Source organism: Maritimimonas sp. 2304DJ26-3 (genome assembly GCF_056591635.1).
In genome coordinates, this window is the sequence record NZ_JBWQOK010000004.1 from 68968 (window position 1) to 94810 (window position 25843).

Consider the following 25843-nt stretch of genomic DNA (forward strand, 5'->3'; position numbering starts at 1 on the left):
TTTATGTTTTATAAGGGAGCTTTACCCCTTAATTTTTGAAAGGTCTATAGATTTAGTATTGTTGTTTTTGTTTAAATCTGCCATTCTATTTTCAGGATCTATCTCTACAGATTGTACTTCTTTTTTTGCAGTAAAAGTATAATTTGTTTGTACCCAAGCCCAGTCGTTTATTATTGTAGCTTCTGTAGGTTTTTGACCCAATAACATTCTTAATGGTATGTAAAAGTTCTCTACAGTTCCGTCAGTATAAGTTACTTTTATATCTATAGGCATTGGTAAATTACCATTACGTTTTAAAGACACTTTTTTACCTTCAATTTTATCAACTCCATAGTCTATTACATTGGTGCTCTGTGTCCAATAGTTCAGATACCAATCTAATTGTAAACCAGACACTTTTTCTGCAGTACGCTTAATATCATTAGGCGTAGGATGTTTGAATTTAAAATCTTCGTAATATTTTTTAATGGTTTTTTTAAGATTATCTTCACCAATTATATAACCTAATTGCACTAAAAACAACTGCCCTTTGCTATAAGCCGAAGATGAATAAGATGTATTAAAGTGATAACGATCTGCGTGCATACTTTGAGGTTCTTCGATGCCTAGTCTTACCATTTTTTCATAGCTACTAAAAGCACCCAAATGCGGATTTTTTTCTTGTTTATTCAATACTTTATCTACAGCAAGATCTGAGATGTAAGAAGTAAAACCTTCATCCATCCATTCATGTTTTTGTTCATTGGTTGCCAATAAGAACTGAAACCAAGTGTGTGCTAATTCGTGAGATGTCACACCAACTAAACTGCCAAAAGTACGTTCGCCAGTGATTAAGGTACACATGGCATATTCCATACCCCCATCTCCAGCTTGAATAACAGAATATTGCTTGTAAGGATATTGACCAATATTCTTATTAAAGTAAGTCAATAACTCAGCAGTTTTTGGCTGTAATTCTTTCCAATTCTTTAAATATGTTTTAGACAGCGTATTTTTATAAAAAAAGTGTAGCGTTACATCGTTTTCACCCTTTATTTTATCATGAATGTATTCTGGATCTGCCGCCCAAGTAAAATCATGAACTTTAGGCGCTTTAAAATGCCATGTCAATTTTTTTCCTTTCGGACGAATTACTTTTCCAGTTTCATATCCATGTCCTATTTTATTAGGGTTTTGTAAATACCCACTTCCACCAATAACATAATCTTTATCAATACTAATTTTTACATCAAAATTACCCCAAACACCATGAAATTCTCTGCCAATATATTGGCTTGCATGCCAGCCTTCAAAATCATATTCAACTAATTTTGGATACCATTGTGCCATTGATAAAGCAACGCCTTCTTTGTTATTTCTACCAGAACGACGAATATGAACAGGTACTTGACCTTTAAAATTCATATCGAATGTTACTTTTTCTCCTGGTGCAATGGGTTTATTCAGCGTTACTTTTAGGATAGAACCAATAGTTTCATGTTTTACATCTGCGCCATCTTGTTTTAGAGATTGTACCTTTATATAACCTATTTCATTTGGTTTTAATTTAGAAATTCTACTTTCAAAGATTGGTTTCTCTGCTGAGCCTATATTATTTACCATTTTCGGACTAGGATCGGCAATAGTCTGCAATCTAATATCCATTTCACTTCCCGGTTGAAAAGCATTAAAAAATAAGTGATAAAAAACCTTATCTAATGTATCTGGTGAATTATTAGTGTAAACTATTTTTTGAACACCATCATATTGAAAGTTTTCAACGTTCATGTCAATTTCCATTGTGTAATCAACATGTTGTTGCCAATAAGTGGTGTTTTGAGCATTCAATGAAAATGCAATAAGAGTAATTATTGAAAGTAATACGTTTTTCATGTTTTAAAATTTGTTCTGCAAGATACCAATATCAAGATTGATACCAAAAAAGGCACACTCTATTTGAGTATGCCCTTTTTAAATGTTTGTGTTAAAAACGAGATTATGATTTGTTTGCTAATTTCTCTGCCATTTTTAAAGCATTATAGGCATTTAATATTTTACCCGAAACTGATAAATCTTTAAATGGAACCTTTTCAGTTTTGCTTCCCGGCAGTAATACTTCACCTTCATATTCGATACCAGAATCCATGATAATAATTTTAACCTGCTTGGCTGTTAAAGTAGGATAATATGAACGTATAAGAGCAGCTACACCTGCTACCTGAGGAGCTGCCATAGAAGTACCTTGAATAGATTCATAAGAATCTTTAGGGAATGTAGAATAGATCTCTGAACCAGGGGCAAAAACATCTACATTTTTCTTACCATAATTAGAAAAAGACGATACAAGATTCTCATTATAATTACGTGTCATAGATCCAATAGTCAAGACATTATCAGAAATTTCTACATTTTTGTCTTTAGAATCATTAGGAAAATTATCATCAGTATCTAAATCCTCACTACTATTTCCTGCTGCATGCACTAATAATACATCTTTGTCAGCTGCATATTTTATTGCATCAAAAACCCATTCTGCATTTGGCGAGTAGCTCTTACCGAAACTCATATTCACCACTTTTGCTCCGTTATCAACTGCATAACGAATAGCCAAAGCCACATCTTTATCATACTCATCACCATCTGGTACAGCGCGTATTGCCATAATTTTTACATTATGTGCAGCACCATTCATGCCAATATTATTATTTCGCTTTGCTGCTATAATTCCTGATACATGAGTACCATGACTTTCATCATCTTTAGAGCCAATTACGTAGCCATTGCCGTAAATTTTATCATTAATATCATCAGGGTTATCACCTGCCAATCTACCATTAAAATCTAATTTATATTGTGCATTTACTTGGTTGCCATAATGATCAGCAACATCATTGTTATGCTCAATTATTCCATCCAGGTCCTTTAGAGCATCTTCGACAGTTGCGCCTGCATCTAAAATTTTCATAATAACCATTTTACCACTCATCAATTTTTGATCCGCAAGCGTTATTGAATTTAAATTGTTTAAATTCAATTCTTTATCTCCTAAGAGTGTTTTAATGGAATCATTAGTTTTAATGATTATTTCTTTAATATTTTTATACTGATCTTTTTCACTAATAGCCTTTTCAATTTGACGATTGGCGTTAGCGTTTTTATCGTCTACTATTTTTTTAAGTTTTACATAAAGATCATAATCAGCCTTATTTTCTTCAGTAATTTGATCTGCTGATTTATCTTGAAAACGAGGCATCCATTTTTTTACAATACGAGTCAATTCTAATTGCTCAGGATTTGCTTGCCCTTTTTCACCGCCAAGAAAATTCCAACCATAAAGATCATCTGTATAACCATTACCATCATCATCTTTGCCGTTGTTTGCTATTTCATCTTCGTTAATCCAAACGACATCTTTAAGATCTTCATGTTCAACATCGATACCAGAATCTATAACACCAACAATTACAGTTTTACCAGCTTTTCCGTTTAAGAATTCATAAGCTTTAGCCAAACTCATACCGGGTACAGAATCTTTGTGGATATCCATATGTGGCCAAGATTGTATTTCTGCTTCTGTCATCTCTCCTTTTTTTGCTACTGGTTGTTGTGTTGTAACAACAGTTTGAGGAGCTGGAGTTTTTGGAGGTGCGGGTTTACTTTGAGTTGTTTGTGTAGTTGTTTTTGCAGAAGCGCAACTTGCCAAAATAATTATAGCAAATGCAGCAACAGAAATCGATTTTAAAATCCTCATCTTCATTAATTATTAATTAAATATTTCGTTAAATGTATGTGTGTTTTTTACTCGTACACCTTTTACCGAGTGTTGAACTGTACAAATCTCATTAATTGAATCATGTTCTAAGAATAGATAGTATTCTTTTTCTACAGCCTCATTTAAAAACTTTGATTTCTCATCCATAGTTAGTAAAGGTCTTGTATCATAACCCATAACATAGGGTAGAGGGATGTGCCCAACAGTTGGCAATAAATCTGCCATAAAAACAATGGTTTTACCTTTGTAATTTATGTGAGGTAACATTTGTTTTTCTGTATGACCATCTACAAATAAAATGCCAAAACCTAACTCGGTGCTGTCTTGATAAGCTTCGCTTGTTAAAGAAACAAAATTCAATTGTCCACTTTCTTCTATCGGTAAAATGTTCTCTTTTAAAAAGGATGCTTTTTCGCGTGAGTTAGGCTCGGTAGCCCATTGCCAGTGATTTTTATTACTCCAGAACTTGGCATTTTTAAAAGCGGGCTCATAGCCTGTTTTATCTTTATTCCACTGGATGCTTCCACCACAATGGTCAAAATGTAAATGTGTTAAAAATACATCAGTAATGTCATCTCTATGAAAGCCATGTTTAGCCAAGGAAGTATCTAAAGAAAAATTTCCAAAAAGATAATAGTAGCTAAAGAATTTTTCAGACTGTTTATTGCCTAAACCTGTGTCTATTAAAGTTAGACGATCTCCATCTTCTATAAGCATGCACCGCATACTCATATCGATCATATTATTATTGTCAGCAGGATTAGTGCGTTGCCATAAAGATTTAGGAACCACTCCGAACATTGCACCACCATCTAGCTTAAAATTCCCAGTTTCTATAGGATAAATCGTCATTTTTTTGTAAAAAGTTTACAAATATGCTGAAAATTAGCTAAATAAATGTTAAAGAAAAGAAAAAACCTCACTTGGTTAGTGAGGCTTTAGAGGCGTCGAGCGGATTCGAACCGCTGTACAAGCTTTTGCAGAGCTCTGCCTAGCCACTCGGCCACGACGCCATTTTTAATGGGCTACAAATTTAAGTAAATTAACTTTTCGTGCAATAAAAATGTAAACTATTATCGTTTCTTAGACATTTTAATGGTAACCATAGCAACGTTACCTCCAATAGGTGGATTTAATTTAGAAACTTCTACAGTAGCTTTTTTAACTAATGCTATTTCTTTTAAGATTCTTGTTAAAATCTTATCGGCAACAGTTTCTAATAATTTAGTACGTATTGCCATTTCTTCTTTAACAATTTTGTTAAGATGTACATAGTCAACAGTATCAGTTAATTTATCTGATTTAGCCGATTTAGATAAGTCTGCTTTAATTGCTAGATCAACACGATATTCAGATCCAATTTTCCCTTCTTCATCTAAACAACCGTGATAAGCATATACCCTAATATTTTTTACTTCTATAATTCCCATGTACAAAATTTCATCAAAGATATGATTCTTACAAATATCATTTTTGATCAAATCATTTTATTAAATTTAACCTCAAATTTTAGTGTATGAAAGTTCGTGAGCAATTTATTCTATTATCACTTGTAGTAGTTGCATCTATTATAGGTGTTTCTTTTTTTTGGAAACCTATTTTATGGAGTTTTATTCTTGTAGCTCCGCTATTTTTTATGGGTTGGTACGATGTCTTGCAGAGTAAACACACTATACGTCGCAACTTTCCATTACTTGGAAGATTTCGCTATGCTTTAGAATCAATAAGACCAGAGATTATGCAGTATTTTGTTGAAACTGATACTGAAGGACGTCCTTTAAATCGCATTTTTAGGTCATTGGTATATCAGCGTTCAAAAAAAGTAAATGACACAGCACCATTTGGTACACAAATGAATGTATATCGTTCTGGTTATGAATGGATGGATCATTCAATGTATGCTAAAAATAGTCCAAAAGAAATAGGTGAATTTCCTCGCGTTCGAATTGGAGGCAAAGATTGTAAACAACCATACTCTACGAGCTTATTAAATATTTCTGCTATGAGTTTCGGTTCATTAAGTAAAAATGCTGTAATGGCTTTAAATAAAGGGGCAAAGATTGGTGGGTTTGCTCATAATACAGGTGAAGGAGGTGTAAGTCCGTATCATTTAAAACATGGAGGCGATTTAATCTGGCAAGTAGGTACTGGTTATTTTGGTTGTCGAGACGAGCAAGGTAATTTTAGTGAAGAAGGATATCAAATGAATTCCACAAGGCCCGAAGTTAAAATGATTGAATTAAAACTTTCACAAGGGGCAAAACCAGGACATGGCGGAATTCTACCTGCCAAAAAGAATACTGATGAAATCGCAAAAATAAGACATGTAAAATCTGGCGTAGCAGTGCATTCACCGCCATCTCATTCTGCGTTTTCAGACGCTGAAGGATTATTGAAATTCATTAAAAAACTTCGAGATCTTTCAGGGGGGAAACCCGTAGGATTTAAATTATGTGTTGGTAAAAAGCAAGAATTTATAGACATCTGTAAAGCAATGCTAGCAACAGGAATTAACCCAGATTTTATTGCCGTAGATGGAGGAGAGGGCGGTACTGGTGCGGCACCAATTGAGTTCTCAAATTCTATCGGTATGCCGTTACGTGAAGGACTTGTTTTTGTTCACGATACATTGGTTGGCTTTGACCTTAAAAAAGAAATTAAAATTATAGCTTCAGGCAAGATTATTACTGGTTTTCATATGGCGAGAGCTATTGCGTTAGGAGCCGATGTTTGTTATAGTGCTCGGGCTATGATGTTATCAGTCGGTTGTATTCAAGCGTTACTTTGTAATAATAATACCTGTCCTGTAGGGGTTGCAACACAAGATAAATCGCTAATGAAAGGTCTAGTTGTTGATGATAAAGCACCACGTACCGCCAATTTTCATGAAGAAACCATTCATAGTTTATTAGAAATGGTAGCTGCTTCTGGCTTAGACAGCCCAAATGACATTAAGCGAAAGCATATCAATAAGCGAATGGGAATAAGTAAAGTGGTAAAATATGATGAAATGTATCCTGAAATGAAACCTGGTGCGTTACTTTCCGGATCAACTCGACCGGACGAGTACAAAGAATATTTTACTGAAAAAGAATTACAAGCGATGGTTTAATAATTCGCATCATCAGGATACTTAGCCATAAATTTTTCGGCGTCAACTACCATGTTCTTACTCCCGCAGAAAAAAGGAACACGTTGATGTAATTCAGTTGGTTTTATATCCATAATGCGCATATAACCATCAGTTGCTTTACCGCCAGCTTGTTCAGCTAAAAAAGCCATAGGATTACATTCGTAAAGTAACCTCAGTTTTCCTTTTGGAGCTTTAGAACTTGTTGGATAAATATAGACGCCTCCTTTAATCATATTTCTATGAAAATCAGACACTAATGATCCGATATAACGTGCTTTATAGGGGCGATCTCCTTCTTCTTCTTGGCAGTATTTTAGATAATCTTTCACTCCTTGTGGAAAATGCACATAATATCCTTCATTGATAGAATATATATTCCCATTTTCAGGAAACTTCATATCAGGATGCGACAAGTAGAACGTTCCAATTGCAGGATTTAATGTGAATCCATTAACACCATGACCGGTAGTATAAACTAACATGGTTGAGGTTCCGTATACTATATATCCTGCGGCAACTTGCTTGTTACCTTTTTGTAAAAAATCCTCTTTTTGAACAGGAGTTCCTGGTTTAGTGACTCTTCTATAAATAGAAAAAATAGTACCTACAGAAACATTTACATCTATATTCGAAGATCCATCTAAAGGATCGATCAACACTACATATTTATTGTCATTCTTTTCTTCACTTCCAGAAATGGTAACAAAGTCATCCTCTTCTTCACTTGCAATACCACATACTATCTGTCTGTTGGTCAATTTTTTCATGAAGATCTCATTAGCATATACATCTAATTTTTGTTGATCTTCACCTTGAACATTGGTCTCACCAGCTCCTCCTAAAATATCTACTAAACCAGCTTTATTTACCTCATGATTTACAACTTTAGCTGCTAATCGAATCGAATTTATAAGTCTAGAAAGTTCACCTGAAGAGTATTTGAATTGTTTTTGGTGACCGATGATAAATTCACCTAAAGTACTGTGCTTTTTCATTGCAAGTTGTGATGTTGTATTTTTTACAAATATCGTTTTTCTTGTTTAAATAGCGTAATGTTTAAAAGATCTTTTATTAAAGTTTTTTACTTTAGCTTGCGAAAGGTAATTCACTAAAAAACAATGAATTTTTTAATACGAAAAGGGCTTAAAGAAGATATGCAATTGGTGTATAAACTGATACATGAATTGGCAATTTATGAAAACGAACCAGAAGCTGTTAAGATTTCTGTAGATGATTTAATTAATGATGGTTTTAAAGAATTACCGGAGTTTGAAGTTTTCGTAGCAGAAGCAAATCAAACTATTGTTGGAATGGCTCTGTACTATAAGCGCTATTCTACTTGGGAAGGAAAGTCATTGCATTTAGAGGATCTAATAGTAAACCAAGAATTTAGAGGTGAAGGCATAGGGAAAGCTTTGTATTTAGAAGTTATGAAAGTTGCTTATAATAATGATATAAATCGTGTTGAGTGGGAGGTAATTGACTGGAATAAACCTGCAATTGATTTTTATTTAGGTACCGGAGCTTCAATGATTGAAAACTGGAACCTATGCCAGATGAATAGAACAAGCATGAAATCCTTTTTAGAAAAAAATGAGAGTATTTAAGTTTGGTGGTGCATCAGTCAAAGATGCAGATGGTGTAAAAAATCTGGCTCATGTTTTACAACAAGTAGGTTATACAGATGTATTTTTAGTTGTTTCAGCAATGGGTAAAATGACCAATGCTTTTGAAAAATTGACACAAATATATTGTGACCGAAAGGAAGAACTTTCGGACACTCTAAAACATATTCAAGAGTATCATTATACTATTGCTAATGAACTTTTTGAAGATAAAAATCATGAAGTATTTAACAAGTTGAACTTATTATTTTCTGGATTGACAGGCTTCTTTATTAAAAATGAATCGAGGGATTATGATTTTGTTTATGATCAAGTTGTAAGTAGAGCAGAACTGATATCGACCACAATAGTAAGCGAATATTTAAATAATATCAATATTGAAAACACGTGGTTAGATGTTCGTGATTTTATAAAGACAAATAGCGATTATCGTGACGCTAAAGTGGATTGGATCGATACCGAAAAAGAAATATCTAGTATTAAGACTAATGGTACACTTTATATTACTCAAGGGTTTTTAGGTAGGAATCAAAATAATAATACCACCACGTTGGGTAGGGAAGGTTCTGACTATACAGCGGGCATTTTTGCTTATTGTTTGAATGCCGAAAGTGTTACAATTTGGAAAGACGTAGACGGAGTTTTAAATGCCGACCCTCGACATTTTAACGAGACACAATTATTAGAGCAAATCTCTTATACAGAAGCTATAGAATTAGCTTTTTATGGAGCCTCAGTTATACACCCTAAAACCTTACAACCACTTCAAAAGAAAGAGATTCCTCTGTATGTAAAATCATTTATTCACCCTAAAAATGATGGTACTTCAGTACGTAGAGGCTTGCGTATTTTTCCTGAAGCACCTTGCTTTATAGTAAAGAATCAACAAATTTTATTATCCATTTCTTCATTAGATTTTTCTTTTATAGTTGAACGAAATATTAGTGAGATCTTTAGCTTACTTCACAATTATAAAATGAAGGTAAACCTGATTCAAAATTCAGCAATTAGTTTTTCAGTTTGTTTAGATGATAAGTATAGTAACTTTAATCAGCTGTTAGATCAGTTAAAAAGTAAATTTAAAATTAGTTATTATAAAGACGTTTCATTGTTTACTATCCGTCACTTTACTAAAGCTGCAATTCAACAAATTGAGAAAGATAAAAAGGTGTTATTGAAGCAGTTAAGTCAAGAAACTGTTCAGCTAGTAATTGAATAGAATTTTCTATCTTAGCGAGTCCCAAAAAAAATAGATGAGCTTAGTATCTGCTAAAGAAATCGCTAGAGTTATTAATGTTGATAAATATGGGTTTCTAGGAACCTTTATAGGATGGCTTTTACTAAAAACACTTCGCATTTCTAAACTCAACGAAATCTACAATAAGCATAAGAATAAAAAAGATCTTGTTTTTTTAAATGCAATTTTAAATGAAATTCAGATCCAATTTGAAATCCCTGAAGAAGATTTAAAAAGAATACCAAAAGATGGTGCATTTATAAGTGTCTCTAATCACCCTTTGGGCGGCATTGATGGAATTCTATTGTTAAAACTATTAGCTGAGAAAAGACCTGATTATAAAATAATAGCAAATTTCTTACTTCATCGAATTGAGCCGTTAAAGCCTTACGTCATGCCAGTAAATCCGTTTGAAGATAGAAAGGATGCTCAATCGAGTGTGGCTGGTATCAAAAATGCGTTGCTACATTTAAGAAGTGGAGCACCTTTAGGTATTTTTCCAGCAGGTGAAGTGTCTACTTATAAAGACGAAAAGTTGATTGTAGATAAACCTTGGGAAGAAAGTGCTATTAAGTTGATACACAGGGCTAAAGTACCTATTATTCCTATTTATTTTCATGCGAAGAATAGTAGATTGTTCTATTTCTTATCGAGATTGAGTGGTACCATGAGAACGGCAAAGCTACCTTCGGAATTACTAACGCAAGGTAGTCGTGTTATTAAAGTAAGAATCGGTAAACCTATTTCTGTTAAAGATCAAGAGGTTTATGATAATATTGATGACTTTCATGCATTTATTCGTAAGAAAACCTATATGCTCGCCAATCCTTTTTATGCGCAGGGGCCTTTAATTAAAACACCAAACCTAAAATTACCTAAACAACCAAAAGAAATTATTGCTCCAGTTTTAACTGATAAAATGATTAAGGAAGTAGAAAAGTTGCGCGATAGTAACTCAAGACTTTTAGAGAGCAAGAATTATGAAGTTTACTTCGCTCCAAGTAGTGATATTCCTAATATAATTAGAGAGATAGGCAGGTTACGCGAAATTACTTTTCGTGAAGTTGGCGAAGGAACTAATAATGCCATTGATCTAGATGAATATGATAATTATTATCATCATATGTTTTTATGGGATGCTGATAAAAATATGGTAGTTGGTGCTTACAGAATGGGTCTAGGCAAAAAAATATTTAAGCATTACGGTATAGAAGGATTCTATATAAATACCTTATTTAGATTAGAGCCTGAATTGTATGATATGATGGAGCAAACCATTGAAATGGGAAGGGCTTTTATAATTAAAGAATATCAACAAAAACCAATGCCTCTATTTTTATTATGGAAAGGAATTGTACATGTAACACTACGATACCCTGAACATAAATATTTAATAGGAGGGGTGAGTATTAGCAATCAGTTCTCTAATTTTTCTAAATCATTGATGATTGAGTTTATGAAATCTCATTATTATGACCCTTATTTAGCTCAATACATACATCCTAAAAAAGAATACAAGGTAAAATTAAAAGATGCTGACAAAGATTTTGTTTTTGATGCAAGTAAAGCTGATATGGTTAAATTTGATAAGATAATTGATGAAATAGAACCAGGTAATTTACGAATGCCTGTATTGCTTAAAAAATATGTCAAGCAAAATGCACGCCTGGTAGCTTTTAATGTTGATCCTAAATTTAATAATGCAGTAGATGGTTTAATGTATATACGAATTGCTGATTTACCCGAAAGTACTGTTAAACCCGTTATGGAAGAATTTCAAGCTGAACTAGAAAGAAAACTAACAGAAAAATAAAAGAGCTTCGAATTTCGAAGCTCTTTTATTTTATATTGATTTAAACCATTCTTGAAATTGCTCACCCAATAAAAAGACTGGCTTCTTATTTCCACCGAGAGCACCAACTAAACTAACTAGCCATAGAACAAATACTAAAATACTAGCTATCCAACCAATAACAGGAATAATCCAAACTAAACTAAGAAGAAAAATTCCTAAGGTTTGTCTTATGTAATAACTTCCAAATTCTGTTTTATTTCCATTATTCATTAAAAAGGCTATGATCCACCCAATTACAGTTAAATGTGCAATAATAGCAATGGTTTTACCATCACTAAGGGTATCTTTAGCATCTTCAACAAATTCTTTAGTTGCTTCTTTAGCATCATCAGCAAATTCACTTGCCTTTTCTTTAGCATCTTCAAATGCTTCTTTGGCATCTTCTTTTAGTTCAGAAGCTTTTTCGCTAGCTTTATCAGCGGCATTTTTTGCAGCTTCTTTAGCTTCATTTAAAGCATCTTCTGCTTTATCTCCTAAATCTTTATTTTCTTCAGACATTTTTTCAGTTTTAATTGGTTAATACACAAAGTTATAAAATAATAAGATACGAAAAATCTATATCAGTTATGCGTTATCTTATGATTATCAAGGCTGATGTTAAGTATGTTTGCTTATTTTAGCAAATTATAACATTTGGTTTAAAATTAAACAATGAAAACAATTCAAGATGCTGTTACTAGTATAATTAATAAAACTCCATTTATTGAAGAATCGTTGTACGAAAAATTGATTAACGTTTCTTCATTAGCTAGATTGATTCAGCCAGAAGTTGAGAAATTATTAAAAAAAGAAGTAAAACCTGGTGCTATAATGATGGCTATTAATAGAATTTCTCCATCAAATATTCTAAAGATTAGAAAGAACATAAGAAAAATCACATTTTCTGCTGGTGATTTCATAGTGCGTTCAGATCTAAGTGATTATACGTTTAAAAATTCACCAACCTTACTTCAGAATATATCAAGATTGCTAAAAGAAATTGAAAAGAAAGATGTGTTTTTTACTATATCTCAAGGAGTTTTTGAAACCAATTTGGTTGCAAGTAGAATTTTAGATGATCAGATTTCAGAGATATTCAAAAATGAAATTAAAATACTACACTTACCTAATCTAGCTTCAGTAACTATTAAGCTACCTCCTTCTAATATGGAACAATCGGGTATTTACTATTTTATTTTAAAACAGTTAGCCTGGGCTAATATTACAGTTCAAGAAGTCATTTCAACTACTCACGAGATTACTATTGTTGTTAAAGAAGTAGATATTAATCAGACATTTTCGATTTTAATGGATTTAAAGTTAGGGTAGGAAACTATTGTATATGAAGAAAAAAGACCCCTATGCTTCGTTAAGAATTAGAGAATTCAATATTTTTTTATTGGTTAGATTTGTTTTGGTATTTGGCTGGTCGATGCAATTTATAATTGTAGAATGGCAAGTTTATAGTATGACCAAAAACCCATTGTCTCTTGGTATTATTGGTTTAATGGAGGTGATTCCTGCAGTATCTATGGCGCTTTTTGCGGGGCATATAGTTGATCAAAAGGAAAAGCGCAATCTGCTGGCAATTTGTATTGCAGCCTTTTCATTAATTAGTTTAGGCTTATTCTTTTTAACATGGCCACAGTTTGTTCAAGGATGGTCAACACAATCAATTTTATATTCCATTTATGCCTTGGTTTTTTTCGGAGGATTTTTGCGCTCGTTTTTTGGCCCTACTATATTTTCTTTAATAGCATTGATTGTTCCAAAAAGATTATATCCGAATGCGGCAACATGGAGCAGTTCTACTTGGCAAATAGCTACAGTTTTGGGTCCTGCTTTTGCAGGATTTTCAATTCATTGGATAGGTGTACATTGGTCTTTGGCTATAGTTTTTGGTTTGGTGGTGCTTTCATTGTGTTTGGTATTTTTTATTAGAAAAAAACCAATTCTGAACCCTAAAATAGGTGAGCCTGTATGGCAAAGTTTAAAAGAAGGTGTAAAATTTGTGTATAATACAAAAGCAATATTTGGAGCAATAACTTTAGATATGATCTCAGTTTTATTTGGTGGGGCTGTAGCCTTATTGCCAATCTATGCTCAAGACATTTTAAAAGTTGGCCCCGAAGGATTTGGAGCCTTAAGAGCAGCGCCAGCCATAGGTGCTTTTTTAACCATGTTAATTACTGCATATATTCCGATAAGTAAAAATGCAGGAATGAAATTACTAATAGCAGTTTTCGGTTTTGGAATAAGTATTATTGTCTTTGGCGTTTCAACAACTTTTTGGATATCTATTGTAGCACTGTTTTTTAGTGGAGTAACGGATGGTGTTTCAATGGTGATTAGACAAACTATTTTGCAATTAAAAACACCAGATAATATGCGAGGTAGAGTGGCTTCTGTAAATTCAATGTTTGTGGGTTCATCAAATGAACTAGGTGCTTTTGAAAGTGGACTAACGGCCAAGCTAATGGGTACTGTTACCGCTGTTGTTTTTGGCGGAACGATGACATTAATTACTGTTCTAACAACAGGATTAGTATCATCATCTTTTAGGAAATTGGATCTAAGTAAAGACTTAGAAGCTCATGAAAATGACGAAGAAATGGATTAATTTATTGAAAAGAAGTCGTAAGACTAATCTTCTCATTTAACTCTTTAAGATGTTTTTTTGAAGTTTGTTGATTCCATTTAAAATGAGAAGTAAATTCATCAAGAATAATTTCTTTAAATTTTTCGACACTAGATTTATCGAAAAATAAACGACCAGTTCTTCGAGTAAAGAAATCAATAGGTGTACAAACCATTTCGCTTTGCAAACAAAATTCTAATTCAGCTTTTATCAGTTTTAATTGAATATCCCTATCTGTATAATTATCAAATTTTTGAATAATTTCTTTAGTTTGTCTACCATAATTATAGACTAAATATTCAGCATCTTTTTGGTTTAAGCCTAAATGGGCTAATTGCTTCGCAATTGTTGTTACATAACGCTTAACAGATTTAAAGTTTTTAAATGAATTATTAGTTAAGTTTATCTGGTCAGTTTTTACATCATCAAACTCTTGTTCAAATCGTTTGCGTAGTTTTCTCGCAACCATGTCAACAACACGTTCTGCCATCTTACGATAACCAGTCAATTTCCCTCCTGCTATAGAAATTAGTTTACTATCTGAATAAAAAATTTCATCTTTTCTAGAAAGCTCTGAAGCAGATTTACCTTCTTCATGTATCAAAGGCCGCAAACCAGCCCAACTTGACTCTACGTCATCTAAAGTCAATTCAATATCTGGAAACATATTGTTAACTGCGCTAATTAAGTAGGTTGCATCTACTAAACTTATATCTATATTATTTTTATCCTTATCATAAAAAGTATCTGTAGTTCCGAAATAAGTTACTTTTCCACGCGGTATAGCAAACATCATTCTACCATCTGGAATATCAAAATAAACAGATTGCTTTACTGGCAATTTTTCATGAGGAACAACTAGATGCACTCCTTTAGTGAGATGTAATCGTTTTCCTTTATTCGATTTATTAATTGCGCGTAGTTCATCAACCCAAGGACCAGCAGCATTTACCACGTATTTTGCATTAATATTGAAGGTTTCATTGGTCAACACATCAGTAACTTTTGCACCGACTACGCGTTTCTTTTTGTAAATAAATTGATCGGCCTTTACGTAATTTAAAGTTTGAGCGTCATAACCAAAAGCAGTCTTAATGATCTCAATAGTTAACCGAGCATCATCGGTTCGATATTCGGCATAATAGCCCGCGCCTTTTAAAATATCTTTTGGTAATAATGGTTCTTTTCTTAATGCTTGCTTTTCATTAAGCATTTTGCGCTTATCATCTCCCTCAACACTTGCTAATATGTCGTATACTTTTAAGCCTATAGATGTAAGCCATGTACCGTAAGTTCCGCCCTCTATTAAAGGGAGTATCATTTTTTCTGGAATAACTAAATGTGGTGCTAATTTATGAACAATGGCTCTTTCTGTTCCAACTTCTTTTACCAACCAAAAATCAAATTGTTTTAGATATCGAAGCCCACCATGAATTAATTTAGTAGATTTACTGCTTGTGCCAGAAGCAAAATCATTTTTTTCAACTAATGCAACTTTCATTCCGCGCGAAGCGGCATCTAAGGCGATACCTGCACCAGTTATACCACCACCAATAATAAGAATATCAAACTCTGTAGATTTTAACTCTTCGGTGATTTTTGGTCGATCAAAAAAAGAAAATTGCTGCATAAATTAATCTAAAATTCCTGTTGGTAAACCATCAATACTCTCAATATTTTTATCTTTCCAATATTGCTCTATAGCTTCTGGGCCTCTTTTAATCATATTTTCGTTTAGTTGATTGCGTTCACCAGTATATTCATAAAATGGAATCGACATGCCACAAGAAGTTTGTACATACTCTACTTCAATATCAAATATTTGTCGTGTTCCTGGAAGTCTTGGAAAAAGAGAAGCGACTTTATTCCATTCTGCATCTTTAGGATGTATGGTTTTCCCTTTTCCGTAGATACGTAAAATATTTGGGGCACCTTCAAACGCACAAAACATAATAGTGATTCGTTTGTTTTCTAGCAAATGTGCGGCTGTTTCATTACCACTACCAGTAACACTAAGCCATAACACTCGGTTTTCATTAATTACACGAAATGAATCCATCCCTTTTGGGGAAAGATTAATACGTCCGTTTTTTGGTGCAGTAGCTACAAAAAAGATTTTCTGTGCTTCTATAAATTTTTGATTTCTACTATTGATAGATGTTTGAAATTTTGCCATTTTATTTTGCTATAATTCCTTGCTTATCTAATATTTTAATATGTCTTAAAGCGCTTTCTTTAATGGTATTTTTTTTGAACAAAAAAGTTTTTTCATACAGTTTGTTATCTACAAAAAATGTTAGTTTAAACTCATTATTCAACTTTAGAACCTCATCTTGCATTAGTTCTATTTTCGCACCAGAATTGGCTGGTAACTTTTCTAGTTTATGACGCATTGTTGAAGTTTTGACTTCACCATCAAAACCATGCGAAACGATCAATATTATTTCTAGTGCTTCATTTCTGTTGTTGATTAGAAATGCATTCCAATCATTGGTTTTAAAAGTAGAGTTAAATTCATGCGTAATTGCCATATACACATCTTTCACCTCAGGTATTTCTATATCTTTTCTCATATTTATTTTCCATGAAAATGGAAATCTAATTTATTCTTCAATCCAATTCATACTGCGCTTTACCGCTTTTTGCCATGTTTTATACTTTTTTTCACGTTTTTTGACATCCATTTCTGGAATAAATTCACGTTCGATAACCTTATTTTTAAGGATGTCTTCTTGTTTCCACAATCCAATTGCTATTCCAGCTAGGTAAGCAGCACCCAAAGCTGTAGATTCAACATTTTGAGGGCGCTCAATAGTAGTATTTAAGATATCTGCTTGAAATTGCATCAATAAATTGTTAGCACATGCACCACCATCCACTTTAAGTGATGACAATTGAATTTTACTATCCTCTTGCATGGCACTCATTAAGTCTCTTGTTTGATATGCTAATGATTCTAAGGTTGCTTTCACCAAGTGATTTTTACTAGTATCTCTAGTTAATCCGAAGATAGCACCACGAGCATACATGTCCCAATATGGTGCACCTAATCCTGCAAAGGCAGGTACTACATATACCGAGTTTTCACCTTCAACTTTTTCAGCAAGTAATTCACTTTCCTCAGCGGAATTGATCAATTGCAATCCATCTCTTAACCATTGAATAGCAGCACCCGCAATAAACACGCTACCCTCTAAAGCATAATAGATTTTATCATTTAAACCCCAGGCGATTGTAGTTAGCAGACCATTTTTTGATGTTTGTAATTCTTCACCTGTGTTCATTAACAGAAAACAACCTGTGCCGTAAGTATTTTTGGCTTCACCTTTATTAAAACACGCCTGGCCAAATAAGGCAGCTTGTTGGTCGCCAGCAATTCCAGTAATTGGAATTTTAACTCCACCAATGTCATAATCGCCAAAATAGTAGCTTGATGGTTTAACCTTGGGCAACATTTCTTTAGGAATATCAAGCTCATTGAGCATCTTTGTATCCCATGAAAGTGATTTGATATTATAAATTAAAGTTCTTGAAGCATTACTATAATCTGTTACATGAACATTATCTTTTGTGAGATTCCAGACAAGCCAAGTATCAATGGTTCCAAATAATAATTCACCATTTCTTGCTTGCTGTCTAGCCCCGTCTGCATGATCCAAGATCCATTTAATCTTAGTGCCAGAGAAATAAGAATCGATAACCAATCCAGTATTTTTACGTACGTAATCTTCAAGACCTTTTTGTTTTAGATCTTCGCAAATGTCGGCAGTACGTTTATCTTGCCAAACAATGGCATTGTAAATAGGTTTTCCATTGGTTTTATTCCAAATAACAGCGGTTTCGCGTTGATTGGTAATGCCGATGGCGGCAATATCTTCATAACCCAGATTGTTATCTTTTACTAGATCATGAAAAGTTTTTAATTGTGTCTCTAAAATTTCTATCGGATCGTGTTCTACCCAACCTGATTGAGGAAAAATTTGAGTAAATTCTTGTTGTTCAATGGCAAGTTGTTTACCGTTTTCATCAAATAGAACTGAGCGAGAGCTAGTAGTACCTTGATCAAGCGAAACAATATATTTTTGTGACATTTATTTAAGAGGCATTTTCTTGAAATGTAGCTGTATCAGTAGTTACATTTCTATCGATCTTTCGCATCAATCCACGGAGTACTTTGCCAGGACCAACTTCTGTGAAGTTTGTGGCTCCATCTGTAATCATCGCTTGCACGGATTGCGTCCATTTTACCGGAGCCGTTAATTGGGCTATCAAGTTATTTTTTATTTCAGCAGCCGAATGAACAGCATTTGCAGTTACATTTTGATAAATTGGACAAGTAGGTTCATTAAAATTGGTATCTTCAATGGCTGCAGCTAACTCTTCCCTAGCTGGTTCCATTAATGGTGAGTGAAATGCTCCTCCTACGGGTAGTACTAAAGCCATCTTTGCTCCTTCTTCTTTCAGTGAATCACAAGCTTTATTGATTGAGTCTATTTCACCAGAAATTACTAATTGTCCAGGGCAATTATAATTAGCAGGTACTACTACCCCTTTAATCATTGAACATGTTTTTTCTACTATATCATCATCTAAACCTATAATTGCTGCCATGGTTGAAGGCTGTAACTCACAGGCTTTCTGCATCGCCAAAGCACGTTGAGATACTAATTTTAAAGCTGATTCAAAATCAAGAGTGCCATTAGCAACTAAAGCAGAGAATTCACCTAAAGAATGACCAGCAACCATGTCTGGGTTAAAAGTATCTCCTAAGGTTTTTGCCAAAGCCACAGAATGTAAAAAAATAGCTGGTTGAGTAACTTTTGTTTCTTTAAGTTGTTCATCAGTTCCTTCAAACATAATATCAGTGATATGGAAGCCTAAGATCTCATTGGCTATTTCGAAAACTTCTTGAGCTATTGGAGATTTTTCATATAAATCGAGACCCATTCCAGAGAACTGAGCACCTTGACCAGGGAAAATATATGCGTGCATGTTATTTGATTTAGTTTATTACAAAAATAAGTAATTTGTTAGTAACGGATATTTTATATTTTAGCTAATAATAAATCATGAATATTCAACAACAGAAGTCAGCTTATCGAATTTATTTAATATTAGGATCACTATTTATTTCTTCATTAGTTGTTTCTAATTTAATCTTTCAGAAATTCTTTTATTGGAATCCGTTTGGGTTATTTCGTTTTGAAATTTCAGTTGGTATTTTGCCATATCCAATTACTTTTTTAATTACCGATATTATTTCAGAAATATATGGAAAGAAGAGAGCGAATGAAGTAGTTGTTGCTGGTATTTTTGCTTCGTTCTTTTCAATGCTTATTATTTTAGTTGCTGATAAAGTTCCTGCAATTGAAGCTTCTCCGGTTAACAATGAATTGTTTACTAAGGTATTTGGATTATCACCTTTAGCAGTTTTAGCTTCTATGTTAGCTTATTTATTTGCGCAGTTTATAGATATTAGAATTTTCCATTTCTGGAAAGATTATACCAAAGGAAAACACTTATGGTTGCGTAATAATTTTTCGACGTTTACTTCACAGTTTATCGATACACTAACGGTTTTACTATTACTGTGCTCTTTTGGTGTATTGCCTTGGAATATATTTTATAGTCTCCTTTTAAGTGGATTCTTATTTAAGATAGTTGTAGCTGCTTTAGATACTCCTCTGTTGTATTTTTTTGTACATCGGTTACGAAAGAAATTTAATTTAGAGACTGGCGAAGAAATAAAATTATTTGACGACTAAACTTCGTAATGGCCATTTTTAATTGCATAAAGAACTAAACCTGTTCTACTTTTTACGCCAATCTTTTTAAACAACGTATCTCTATAACCATCAATTGTTTTAGGGCTTAAAAACATATCTGCAGCAATTTCTCTATAGGTCTTTTCGGTACAAGCTAATTTTAAAAGAGTCAATTCATTTTCTGAAAGCTCAGATTCATCCTTTATTTCATTATGCATCGATTTTTGTAACACTTTAGAAACCTCTTTAGTGTGATAAAACCCATCGCTTACCACCTCCTTAAGAGCCGTATGTAATTCTGTTGGATGGATGTCTTTTAATAGATAACCGCGAGCACCTTTTTTAATCATTTTTATGATGTGATTTTCATCGTCCTCCATAGAAAGTGCCAGTACTTTTATCTTAGGTTTATTTTTTTTAAGCCAATATGTAGTTTCAACTCCATTCATCACTGGCATTTTTACATCCATTAAAACAACGTCTGGTACGTTAGAAATCGTTGTCAATTTATCAATTAGATCTTGCCCGTTCGTAGCATGATACAACACATTAAAATCATCGAAGGTGTCTACTAATCCTTTTAAAGATTGTGCAAATAACAAGTGGTCATCTACTATAGCAACATTATATTTCTTCATGTGTTGTTTTTAAGGGATAGGTTAAAGTTAAGGTTACTCCTTGGTTTTCTTTCGATTTTATGCTAAAATCTGTATCGATAAGTTTTGCTCTGCTTCGCATGTTAATAAGACCAGAGCCTTTAATAATTTTTTTCTCATCAAACCCAACTCCTGAATCTTTTGCACTTATAATAAGTTTTTCAGGTCGATAATCAAGCGTCACTTTTAAAAATTTTGCTTTAGCATGTTTTACAGAATTGGATAAAAACTCTTGTAATATTCTGAATAGAATAATTTCGTCTTTTTGATCTATTGGTATTTGTTCACCTTTTATTTCTAAGTTAGCTTCTAAAAAATTTAGTCGATTGAATCGATGTAATTCTAATTCAATAGCCTCTTGAAGTCCCATGTTTTTAACTGTTTCTGGGTTCAAAAGTTTTGACAATGTTCTTATTTCTTGCAAGCTTTTAGAAATAATATCTCCTGTTTCATCAAGAATGCTTTTTTGACCATTTGCAACATCTGGTTGTAACATGTTGAGTTGCATTTTTGCTACAGAAAGTAATTGCCCTACATTATCATGTAGTTCCCAACTAATATTTTGAAGCGTTTGCTCTTGAGTTTCTAGTTGAGACTTAATAATCTCTTCTTCAAAACGAATTTCATCAGCTCGCTTTTCTAATAAGAATTTCATCTTTCTGTTCTGAAAAATACTAAAGATCACAATGATAACTACCACTAATAATATAACCATTAATGTGGTAATTAAAATAACAATTGTTGTGCCTCCTGCATCCATAGAATTCTACTAAATTACTCAATCTTTTCTTCTTTATCACTCCATATAAAGCCGAAGGTGAAAATAAGATACATCGTAATTGCTAGAATCGTGTTTATCAAAAATAATTTATGAGTTCCCGGAATTAACATATAACCATTCCATTTTAATGTAAAGGGAATGGTGCCAGAATAATATAACAATAATCCGATACTTATCCAAAACAGTAAAGTCTTATGGAATTGAATAACTTTTTCTGATTTTAATAATTCAACAAAGTAAAGTATTACAGTAATCACTATGAAAAGAGAGCCCATTATTTTAGGTAATTCAGACATTTCAAAAGCAAAATTTTGAATGAATAACCAGTTAATTATTATTAGAATTAAATAAATTGACCATAAAATTTTTATTGTCGTTTTAAATTTTTCAGTTTTAATAGATCTTAAATAGATGTAGAAATAGGTTGAAAAAGTAAATATTCTCAATAAGTTATATAGCCATAATGTATACGCTCTTCCTTTTTCATCAAAGAATAATAAACTTTGTATTCGGTTAGAATAAATTATTGGGCCACTTAACTCTGTGATAGTGATATACCAAAGAAGAAAGAGTAAGTATTTAACTCCAGAATTTTTATATTTATAGAAATATATGGTGCCAAAAATAGCCGCAATCAATTCTGAGTATACTCCTAAATATCTAAAATTTTCTACTGACATTTAAATAATTTTAGATTAAATGTCGAAAGATGGTAACTTACTTTTTATAACATCACGCAATGATTTATTGTCTAATAGCAGTCTGTTTTTAATATTTTGGAATATGCTAAACAGCACTATCATAGCAATGGCAAAAACCAATACTACAATAGTGCTAATTAGTATTATTAATGTTACTCTTTCTTGCTCCATATAAAACCAAATGTGAATATTAAATACATAAGAATTGCTAGAATGTAAATTATTAAGAATAATTTGTGAATTCCAGGAATGAGTTTATACCCGTTATATTCTAAAATAAAAGGTATTGTTCCAGCATAAAATAAAATTAAACCAATACTCACCCAAAAGAGTAATGTTTTGTGAAATACTATTATTTTTTCTGATCGTAAAAGTTCTATAAAAAAGAATATAATGATAACTACAAGTAAAATAGACCCTACTACTTCGGGTAAGGTAGCACTCTCTTTTAGAAAATTCTGAAAAAAGACCCAGTTCGCGATATATATAAATATATAAATTACACCAAATACCTTTATCCATTTTTTGAAAGATTCATTCTTGAGATAACTCCAGTACATATAGAAAAGAGTAGCAAAAGTCACAAAGCCCAAGACGTTATATACCCAAGTATTATAAGCTCTACCTTTTTCGTCAATAAAACCTGCAAAATTTCCACTAACACGAATATATGCTCCAAGAAATTCTGAAAAAGTAATAAACCATAATAAGTAGAGAAAGTACTTCAATGAAGTACTTCTATATTTGTAAAAATAGAAACTACCTATAACAGCCGATAGTAGTTCAAAATATTTTACTGAGTATTTTATTACACTTATGTCCAATTATTACTTTTAATTATTAGGATAGGGTGGATTTTCACCACCTTTATTAAATAAATAGCCCTCATTTTGTACAGAAAGATTGAATAAGCTTGCCTTCTGAACATTCGTAGCATTTGTACTTTCTTGTTTGTCTTTGTACTTAGTATATAAGAATACTCTTTCACCATTTACTATAGTATAGCCAGACTGAATAGTGTCGCCATCGACTACATTAGAAATAGTAGGTGCAATAAAAAAACTCTGTTGATTTTTTTGATTTCCTTTATCAGAGTTTACTCCAAAATAGAACGCCAAGCCTTCTGCTTCACTAGTCTCTTGTTCTAAATAGGCCAAATAGGCTCTTACGTCATTAATGTCAAACCATACCATACGTGTATCTTTAAATTTTGGATCCTTATATTTTTTTTCTAATGTATCTTTTAAAATCTTCGTTCTATCTTTGCTATACTTTTTATACATTTTTACGGCGTCACTTAAATTGATAATATGTTCTTTTACCATAGCATCTATATCGGTCTGAGATACTGACTCTTTATTTATATGTTTTTGCTCACAAGAAAACATAAGTGTAGCAAAGAGAAAAATTGAAAGAACTACTGAGGTTTTTGTAAAAAAGGGTTTGAAAATTTTCATAATAAAATGGTTTAGGATTATGTATTTGCAAATTACCAATTAATAAGGATATTAGGAAAGGGGAAAATTCCCCTTTTTGCTATAAGGGTTTTTCCCCTAAAATTTTAGGAGTTTACCTCTTGTGTAATTATTGCCAAGAGCGCAACTTTGTAGTGTAAATTTTAGAGTTAATTATTTGGGTTAGTAATTAGAAACTTATATTTTAAAATCACACCTAACTATTTCTACGAAAAAGAAAATTTCGATGTTTAAATAACTAAAGAGTGGGATTATTGCTATGAAAAATTTAAAATATAAGTTTCTTTACTTTTAAAGAAGGCTCAACCTAACAACGGTACCTTCGTTAGCTCTAATGTTATAAACCGTTTGATCTTCAAATAGTAAGTATTGCCCTTTCACCCCTTTTAAAACACCAGTATAACTAGGTGTTTTTTCTAAATTAAGACTTTTAGGCTTTATTGGATATTGATGTACTGGAAATTCTATATTTGTTTCTTTAGATTGTCTTTCAAGATAATATGGTTTTACCTCTTCAGGAATATAAGCTTCTAAACGATTTTTTTCATCAATCAAATCAAGATCTTCAATTTCATTTTTTAGCATTTTTCGCCAATTGGTCTTGTCGGAGATATGCTCTTTTAATGCAACTTCTGTAATACCGGCTAAATAACGATTGGGTACTTCTACTATTTCGATAGCTTCGTGTGCTCCTTGATCTATCCAACGTGTTGGTACTTGTTGTTTTCTTGTGACACCTACTTTTACATTACTAGAATTTGCTAAATACACAATATGAGGTTGTAATTGCATCTCTTTTTCGTAAGTCAAATCACGATCTTCTTTGTCTAGATGAGCAGTGCTTAACTCTGGACGCATAATCCAATCACCAGCTCTAGGTGTTTCGTAAAAACAACTTTTACAAAATCCTTGTCTGTATATAGGTCTATTTAAATGACAATTTAAGCACTCATGACCTATAAAATCAAGCTGTATTTTTTTATTTAAAAGTTGATTAACATTAATGAAATCTGAACCCATATCTAAATAATATTCAATAGGATTCAAAAACTCAGTTCGCATTTTTCTTAAAACACCTTGATACTGCATTTATTTGCTAATTACTTTAATTGTTTGTTTCACTTCTTGTGCTATTTTTCTAGCCTCATTAATGTCTTGGTGTACAATAGTTATATGCCCCATTTTACGAAAAGGTCGAGTATCTTTTTTGCCATAAATATGTGGAGTAACACCACTAATACTTAGTACCTTTTCAATATTTTGATATACAACTTCTCCTTTGTAACCTTCAGCACCAACCAAATTTACCATAATTCCACCAACTTTACTAGAAGTGTCTCCTAGAGGTAAATTTAAAATTGTCCGTAAATGTTGTTCGAATTGATTTGTAAAGGATGCTTCTATGCTGTAATGGCCACTATTATGGGGTCTTGGGGCAACTTCGTTTACTACAATTTCATCGTCTTGAGTTAGAAACATTTCTACTGCCAATAGCCCAACATGTTTAAATGCCTTTGCTACTTTTAGTGCAACTTCTTGTGCCTTTTTTGCAATGTCTTCCGAAATTCTTGCAGGACAAATAACATATTCAACTTGATTTGCTTCTGGGTGAAACTCCATTTCTACAGCAGGATATGTTTTTACTTCACCATCAACATTTCTGGCTACAATAACTGCCAATTCATTCTTAAAAGGAATCATATCTTCCGTTAAGCATTCCACATTTGGTAAACCTTCTAAATCTTCTATTGATCTAATAATTTTTACTCCTGTACCATCGTAACCAAATTGGGCACTTTTCCAAACAAATGGAAAAAGGATACCACCATTATTTATTGCATCTTTAATCTCTTCCGTGAAAGCGAAACGAGAAAAGTTAGCAGTAGGAATGTTATGGTCTTTGTAGAAAAGTTTTTGCCTAGCCTTATTTTGTATAGTTCTAATTGTTTTAGAAGAAGGATATACTTTTATACCATCTTGCTCAAGTTTTTCAAGCGCATTAACGTTTACATTCTCAATTTCTATAGTTAAAATATCTACTTTTTTACCAAAATTATAAACGGTGTCGAAATCTAATAAACTGCCCTGATGGAATTCATTGCAAATGGCTGCACATGGAGCATCATTTGATGCATCAAGTATTAATGTATAAATATCAAATTTTTGAGTTTCTGTTAAGAGCATACGCCCTAATTGACCTCCACCTAAAATACCTAATTTAAAATCTGAAGAAAAGTAGTTCACTTG

General features: G+C 32.6%; 25 protein-coding genes and 1 tRNA gene. 7 read left to right on the forward strand and 19 right to left on the reverse strand.

What is annotated here, in order from left to right:
* Positions 1-21: 21 nt before the first annotated feature.
* The 5 genes from AC1EUV_RS11955 to folB form a co-directional block, all read right to left on the reverse strand.
* Positions 22-1872: a M1 family metallopeptidase gene (locus AC1EUV_RS11955; RefSeq protein ID WP_480198951.1), complete on the reverse strand. Its 1851-nt coding sequence runs from the start codon at positions 1870-1872 to the stop codon at positions 22-24.
* 103 nt (positions 1873-1975) lie between these two features.
* Positions 1976-3736, reverse strand: coding sequence for a S8 family peptidase (locus AC1EUV_RS11960; RefSeq protein WP_480198952.1), 1761 nt, complete (start codon positions 3734-3736; stop codon positions 1976-1978).
* 6 nt (positions 3737-3742) lie between these two features.
* On the reverse strand, positions 3743-4603 hold the full coding sequence (locus tag AC1EUV_RS11965; protein ID WP_480198953.1) for an MBL fold metallo-hydrolase: 861 nt from the start codon (positions 4601-4603) through the stop codon (positions 3743-3745).
* 90 nt (positions 4604-4693) lie between these two features.
* A tRNA-Cys gene (locus AC1EUV_RS11970) sits at positions 4694-4764 on the reverse strand.
* 60 nt (positions 4765-4824) lie between these two features.
* Positions 4825-5181 carry a dihydroneopterin aldolase gene (gene folB, locus AC1EUV_RS11975; RefSeq protein ID WP_480198954.1) on the reverse strand — a complete coding sequence of 119 codons (357 nt, stop codon included), beginning with the start codon at positions 5179-5181 and terminating at the stop codon, positions 4825-4827.
* A gap of 86 nt (positions 5182-5267) precedes the next feature.
* Between folB and AC1EUV_RS11980 the strand changes: the two genes are divergently transcribed.
* Complete coding sequence (locus AC1EUV_RS11980; RefSeq protein ID WP_480198955.1) at positions 5268-6863, forward strand: FMN-binding glutamate synthase family protein; 1596 nt, start codon at positions 5268-5270, stop codon at positions 6861-6863.
* Here the strand turns inward: AC1EUV_RS11980 and fbp are convergent.
* Positions 6860-7879, reverse strand: coding sequence for a class 1 fructose-bisphosphatase (gene fbp, locus AC1EUV_RS11985; RefSeq protein WP_480198956.1), 1020 nt, complete (start codon positions 7877-7879; stop codon positions 6860-6862). The genes AC1EUV_RS11980 and fbp overlap by 4 nt on opposite strands.
* 123 nt (positions 7880-8002) lie before the next feature.
* Between fbp and AC1EUV_RS11990 the strand changes: the two genes are divergently transcribed.
* Genes AC1EUV_RS11990 through AC1EUV_RS12000 form a run of 3 tightly spaced genes read left to right on the forward strand, consistent with a single transcriptional unit; the run spans position 8003 to position 11559 of the window.
* Positions 8003-8491, forward strand: a complete 489-nt coding sequence (locus AC1EUV_RS11990) for an N-acetyltransferase family protein (RefSeq protein ID WP_480198957.1) — start codon at positions 8003-8005, stop codon at positions 8489-8491.
* Complete coding sequence (locus tag AC1EUV_RS11995; protein ID WP_480198958.1) at positions 8478-9728, forward strand: aspartate kinase; 1251 nt, start codon at positions 8478-8480, stop codon at positions 9726-9728. The genes AC1EUV_RS11990 and AC1EUV_RS11995 overlap by 14 nt, the downstream gene beginning before the upstream one ends.
* A gap of 34 nt (positions 9729-9762) precedes the next feature.
* Positions 9763-11559, forward strand: a complete 1797-nt coding sequence (locus AC1EUV_RS12000; protein WP_480198959.1) for a GNAT family N-acyltransferase — start codon at positions 9763-9765, stop codon at positions 11557-11559.
* A 30-nt stretch (positions 11560-11589) separates the two neighbouring features.
* On the opposite strand, the gene AC1EUV_RS12005 is transcribed toward AC1EUV_RS12000, so the two are convergent.
* Positions 11590-12099 carry a YtxH domain-containing protein gene (locus AC1EUV_RS12005; protein ID WP_480198960.1) on the reverse strand — a complete coding sequence of 170 codons (510 nt, stop codon included), beginning with the start codon at positions 12097-12099 and terminating at the stop codon, positions 11590-11592.
* A gap of 153 nt (positions 12100-12252) precedes the next feature.
* Between AC1EUV_RS12005 and AC1EUV_RS12010 the strand changes: the two genes are divergently transcribed.
* Positions 12253-12909, forward strand: coding sequence for a hypothetical protein (locus AC1EUV_RS12010; protein WP_480198961.1), 657 nt, complete (start codon positions 12253-12255; stop codon positions 12907-12909).
* A 13-nt stretch (positions 12910-12922) separates the two neighbouring features.
* The gene (locus AC1EUV_RS12015; protein ID WP_480198962.1) at positions 12923-14200 is read left to right on the forward strand and encodes an MFS transporter; all 1278 of its coding nucleotides are present in this window, start codon (positions 12923-12925) and stop codon (positions 14198-14200) included.
* Position 14201: 1 nt separating this feature from the next.
* Here AC1EUV_RS12015 and AC1EUV_RS12020 read toward each other — a convergent pair whose 3' ends face one another.
* The 5 genes from AC1EUV_RS12020 to fabD are packed head-to-tail and all read right to left on the reverse strand — an operon-like array spanning position 14202 to position 19210.
* The gene (locus AC1EUV_RS12020; RefSeq protein ID WP_480198963.1) at positions 14202-15848 is read right to left on the reverse strand and encodes a glycerol-3-phosphate dehydrogenase/oxidase; all 1647 of its coding nucleotides are present in this window, start codon (positions 15846-15848) and stop codon (positions 14202-14204) included.
* A gap of 3 nt (positions 15849-15851) precedes the next feature.
* On the reverse strand, positions 15852-16394 hold the full coding sequence (locus AC1EUV_RS12025; protein WP_480198964.1) for a pyridoxamine 5'-phosphate oxidase family protein: 543 nt from the start codon (positions 16392-16394) through the stop codon (positions 15852-15854).
* Between the two features lies 1 nt (position 16395).
* Positions 16396-16791 (reverse strand): hypothetical protein, encoded by a 396-nt coding sequence (locus AC1EUV_RS12030; RefSeq protein WP_480198965.1) that lies wholly within the window; start codon positions 16789-16791, stop codon positions 16396-16398.
* A gap of 30 nt (positions 16792-16821) precedes the next feature.
* Positions 16822-18309, reverse strand: coding sequence for a glycerol kinase GlpK (gene glpK, locus AC1EUV_RS12035; protein ID WP_480198966.1), 1488 nt, complete (start codon positions 18307-18309; stop codon positions 16822-16824).
* Between the two features lie 4 nt (positions 18310-18313).
* Positions 18314-19210, reverse strand: a complete 897-nt coding sequence (gene fabD / locus AC1EUV_RS12040; protein WP_480198967.1) for an ACP S-malonyltransferase — start codon at positions 19208-19210, stop codon at positions 18314-18316.
* A 77-nt stretch (positions 19211-19287) separates the two neighbouring features.
* On the opposite strand from fabD, the gene AC1EUV_RS12045 reads away from it, so the two are divergent.
* Positions 19288-19983, forward strand: a complete 696-nt coding sequence (locus AC1EUV_RS12045; protein ID WP_480198968.1) for a queuosine precursor transporter — start codon at positions 19288-19290, stop codon at positions 19981-19983.
* Here AC1EUV_RS12045 and AC1EUV_RS12050 read toward each other — a convergent pair.
* The 7 genes from AC1EUV_RS12050 to AC1EUV_RS12080 all read right to left on the reverse strand — a co-directional run bounded on the left by AC1EUV_RS12050 (position 19980) and on the right by AC1EUV_RS12080 (position 25840).
* Positions 19980-20621, reverse strand: coding sequence for a response regulator transcription factor (locus AC1EUV_RS12050; RefSeq protein ID WP_480198969.1), 642 nt, complete (start codon positions 20619-20621; stop codon positions 19980-19982). The genes AC1EUV_RS12045 and AC1EUV_RS12050 overlap by 4 nt on opposite strands.
* Positions 20608-21399: a sensor histidine kinase gene (locus AC1EUV_RS12055; RefSeq protein ID WP_480198970.1), complete on the reverse strand. Its 792-nt coding sequence runs from the start codon at positions 21397-21399 to the stop codon at positions 20608-20610. The genes AC1EUV_RS12050 and AC1EUV_RS12055 overlap by 14 nt, the downstream gene beginning before the upstream one ends.
* A gap of 14 nt (positions 21400-21413) precedes the next feature.
* Entirely contained in the window at positions 21414-22100 is a 687-nt protein-coding gene (locus AC1EUV_RS12060) for a hypothetical protein (RefSeq protein WP_480198971.1), read from the reverse strand.
* 173 nt (positions 22101-22273) lie between these two features.
* Complete coding sequence (locus AC1EUV_RS12065) at positions 22274-22849, reverse strand: hypothetical protein (RefSeq protein ID WP_480198972.1); 576 nt, start codon at positions 22847-22849, stop codon at positions 22274-22276.
* 105 nt (positions 22850-22954) lie between these two features.
* Complete coding sequence (locus AC1EUV_RS12070) at positions 22955-23578, reverse strand: hypothetical protein (protein ID WP_480198973.1); 624 nt, start codon at positions 23576-23578, stop codon at positions 22955-22957.
* 309 nt (positions 23579-23887) lie between these two features.
* Entirely contained in the window at positions 23888-24685 is a 798-nt protein-coding gene (locus AC1EUV_RS12075) for a DUF2797 domain-containing protein (RefSeq protein WP_480198974.1), read from the reverse strand.
* Entirely contained in the window at positions 24686-25840 is a 1155-nt protein-coding gene (locus AC1EUV_RS12080; protein ID WP_480198975.1) for a 5-(carboxyamino)imidazole ribonucleotide synthase, read from the reverse strand.
* Positions 25841-25843: the final 3 nt, after the last annotated feature.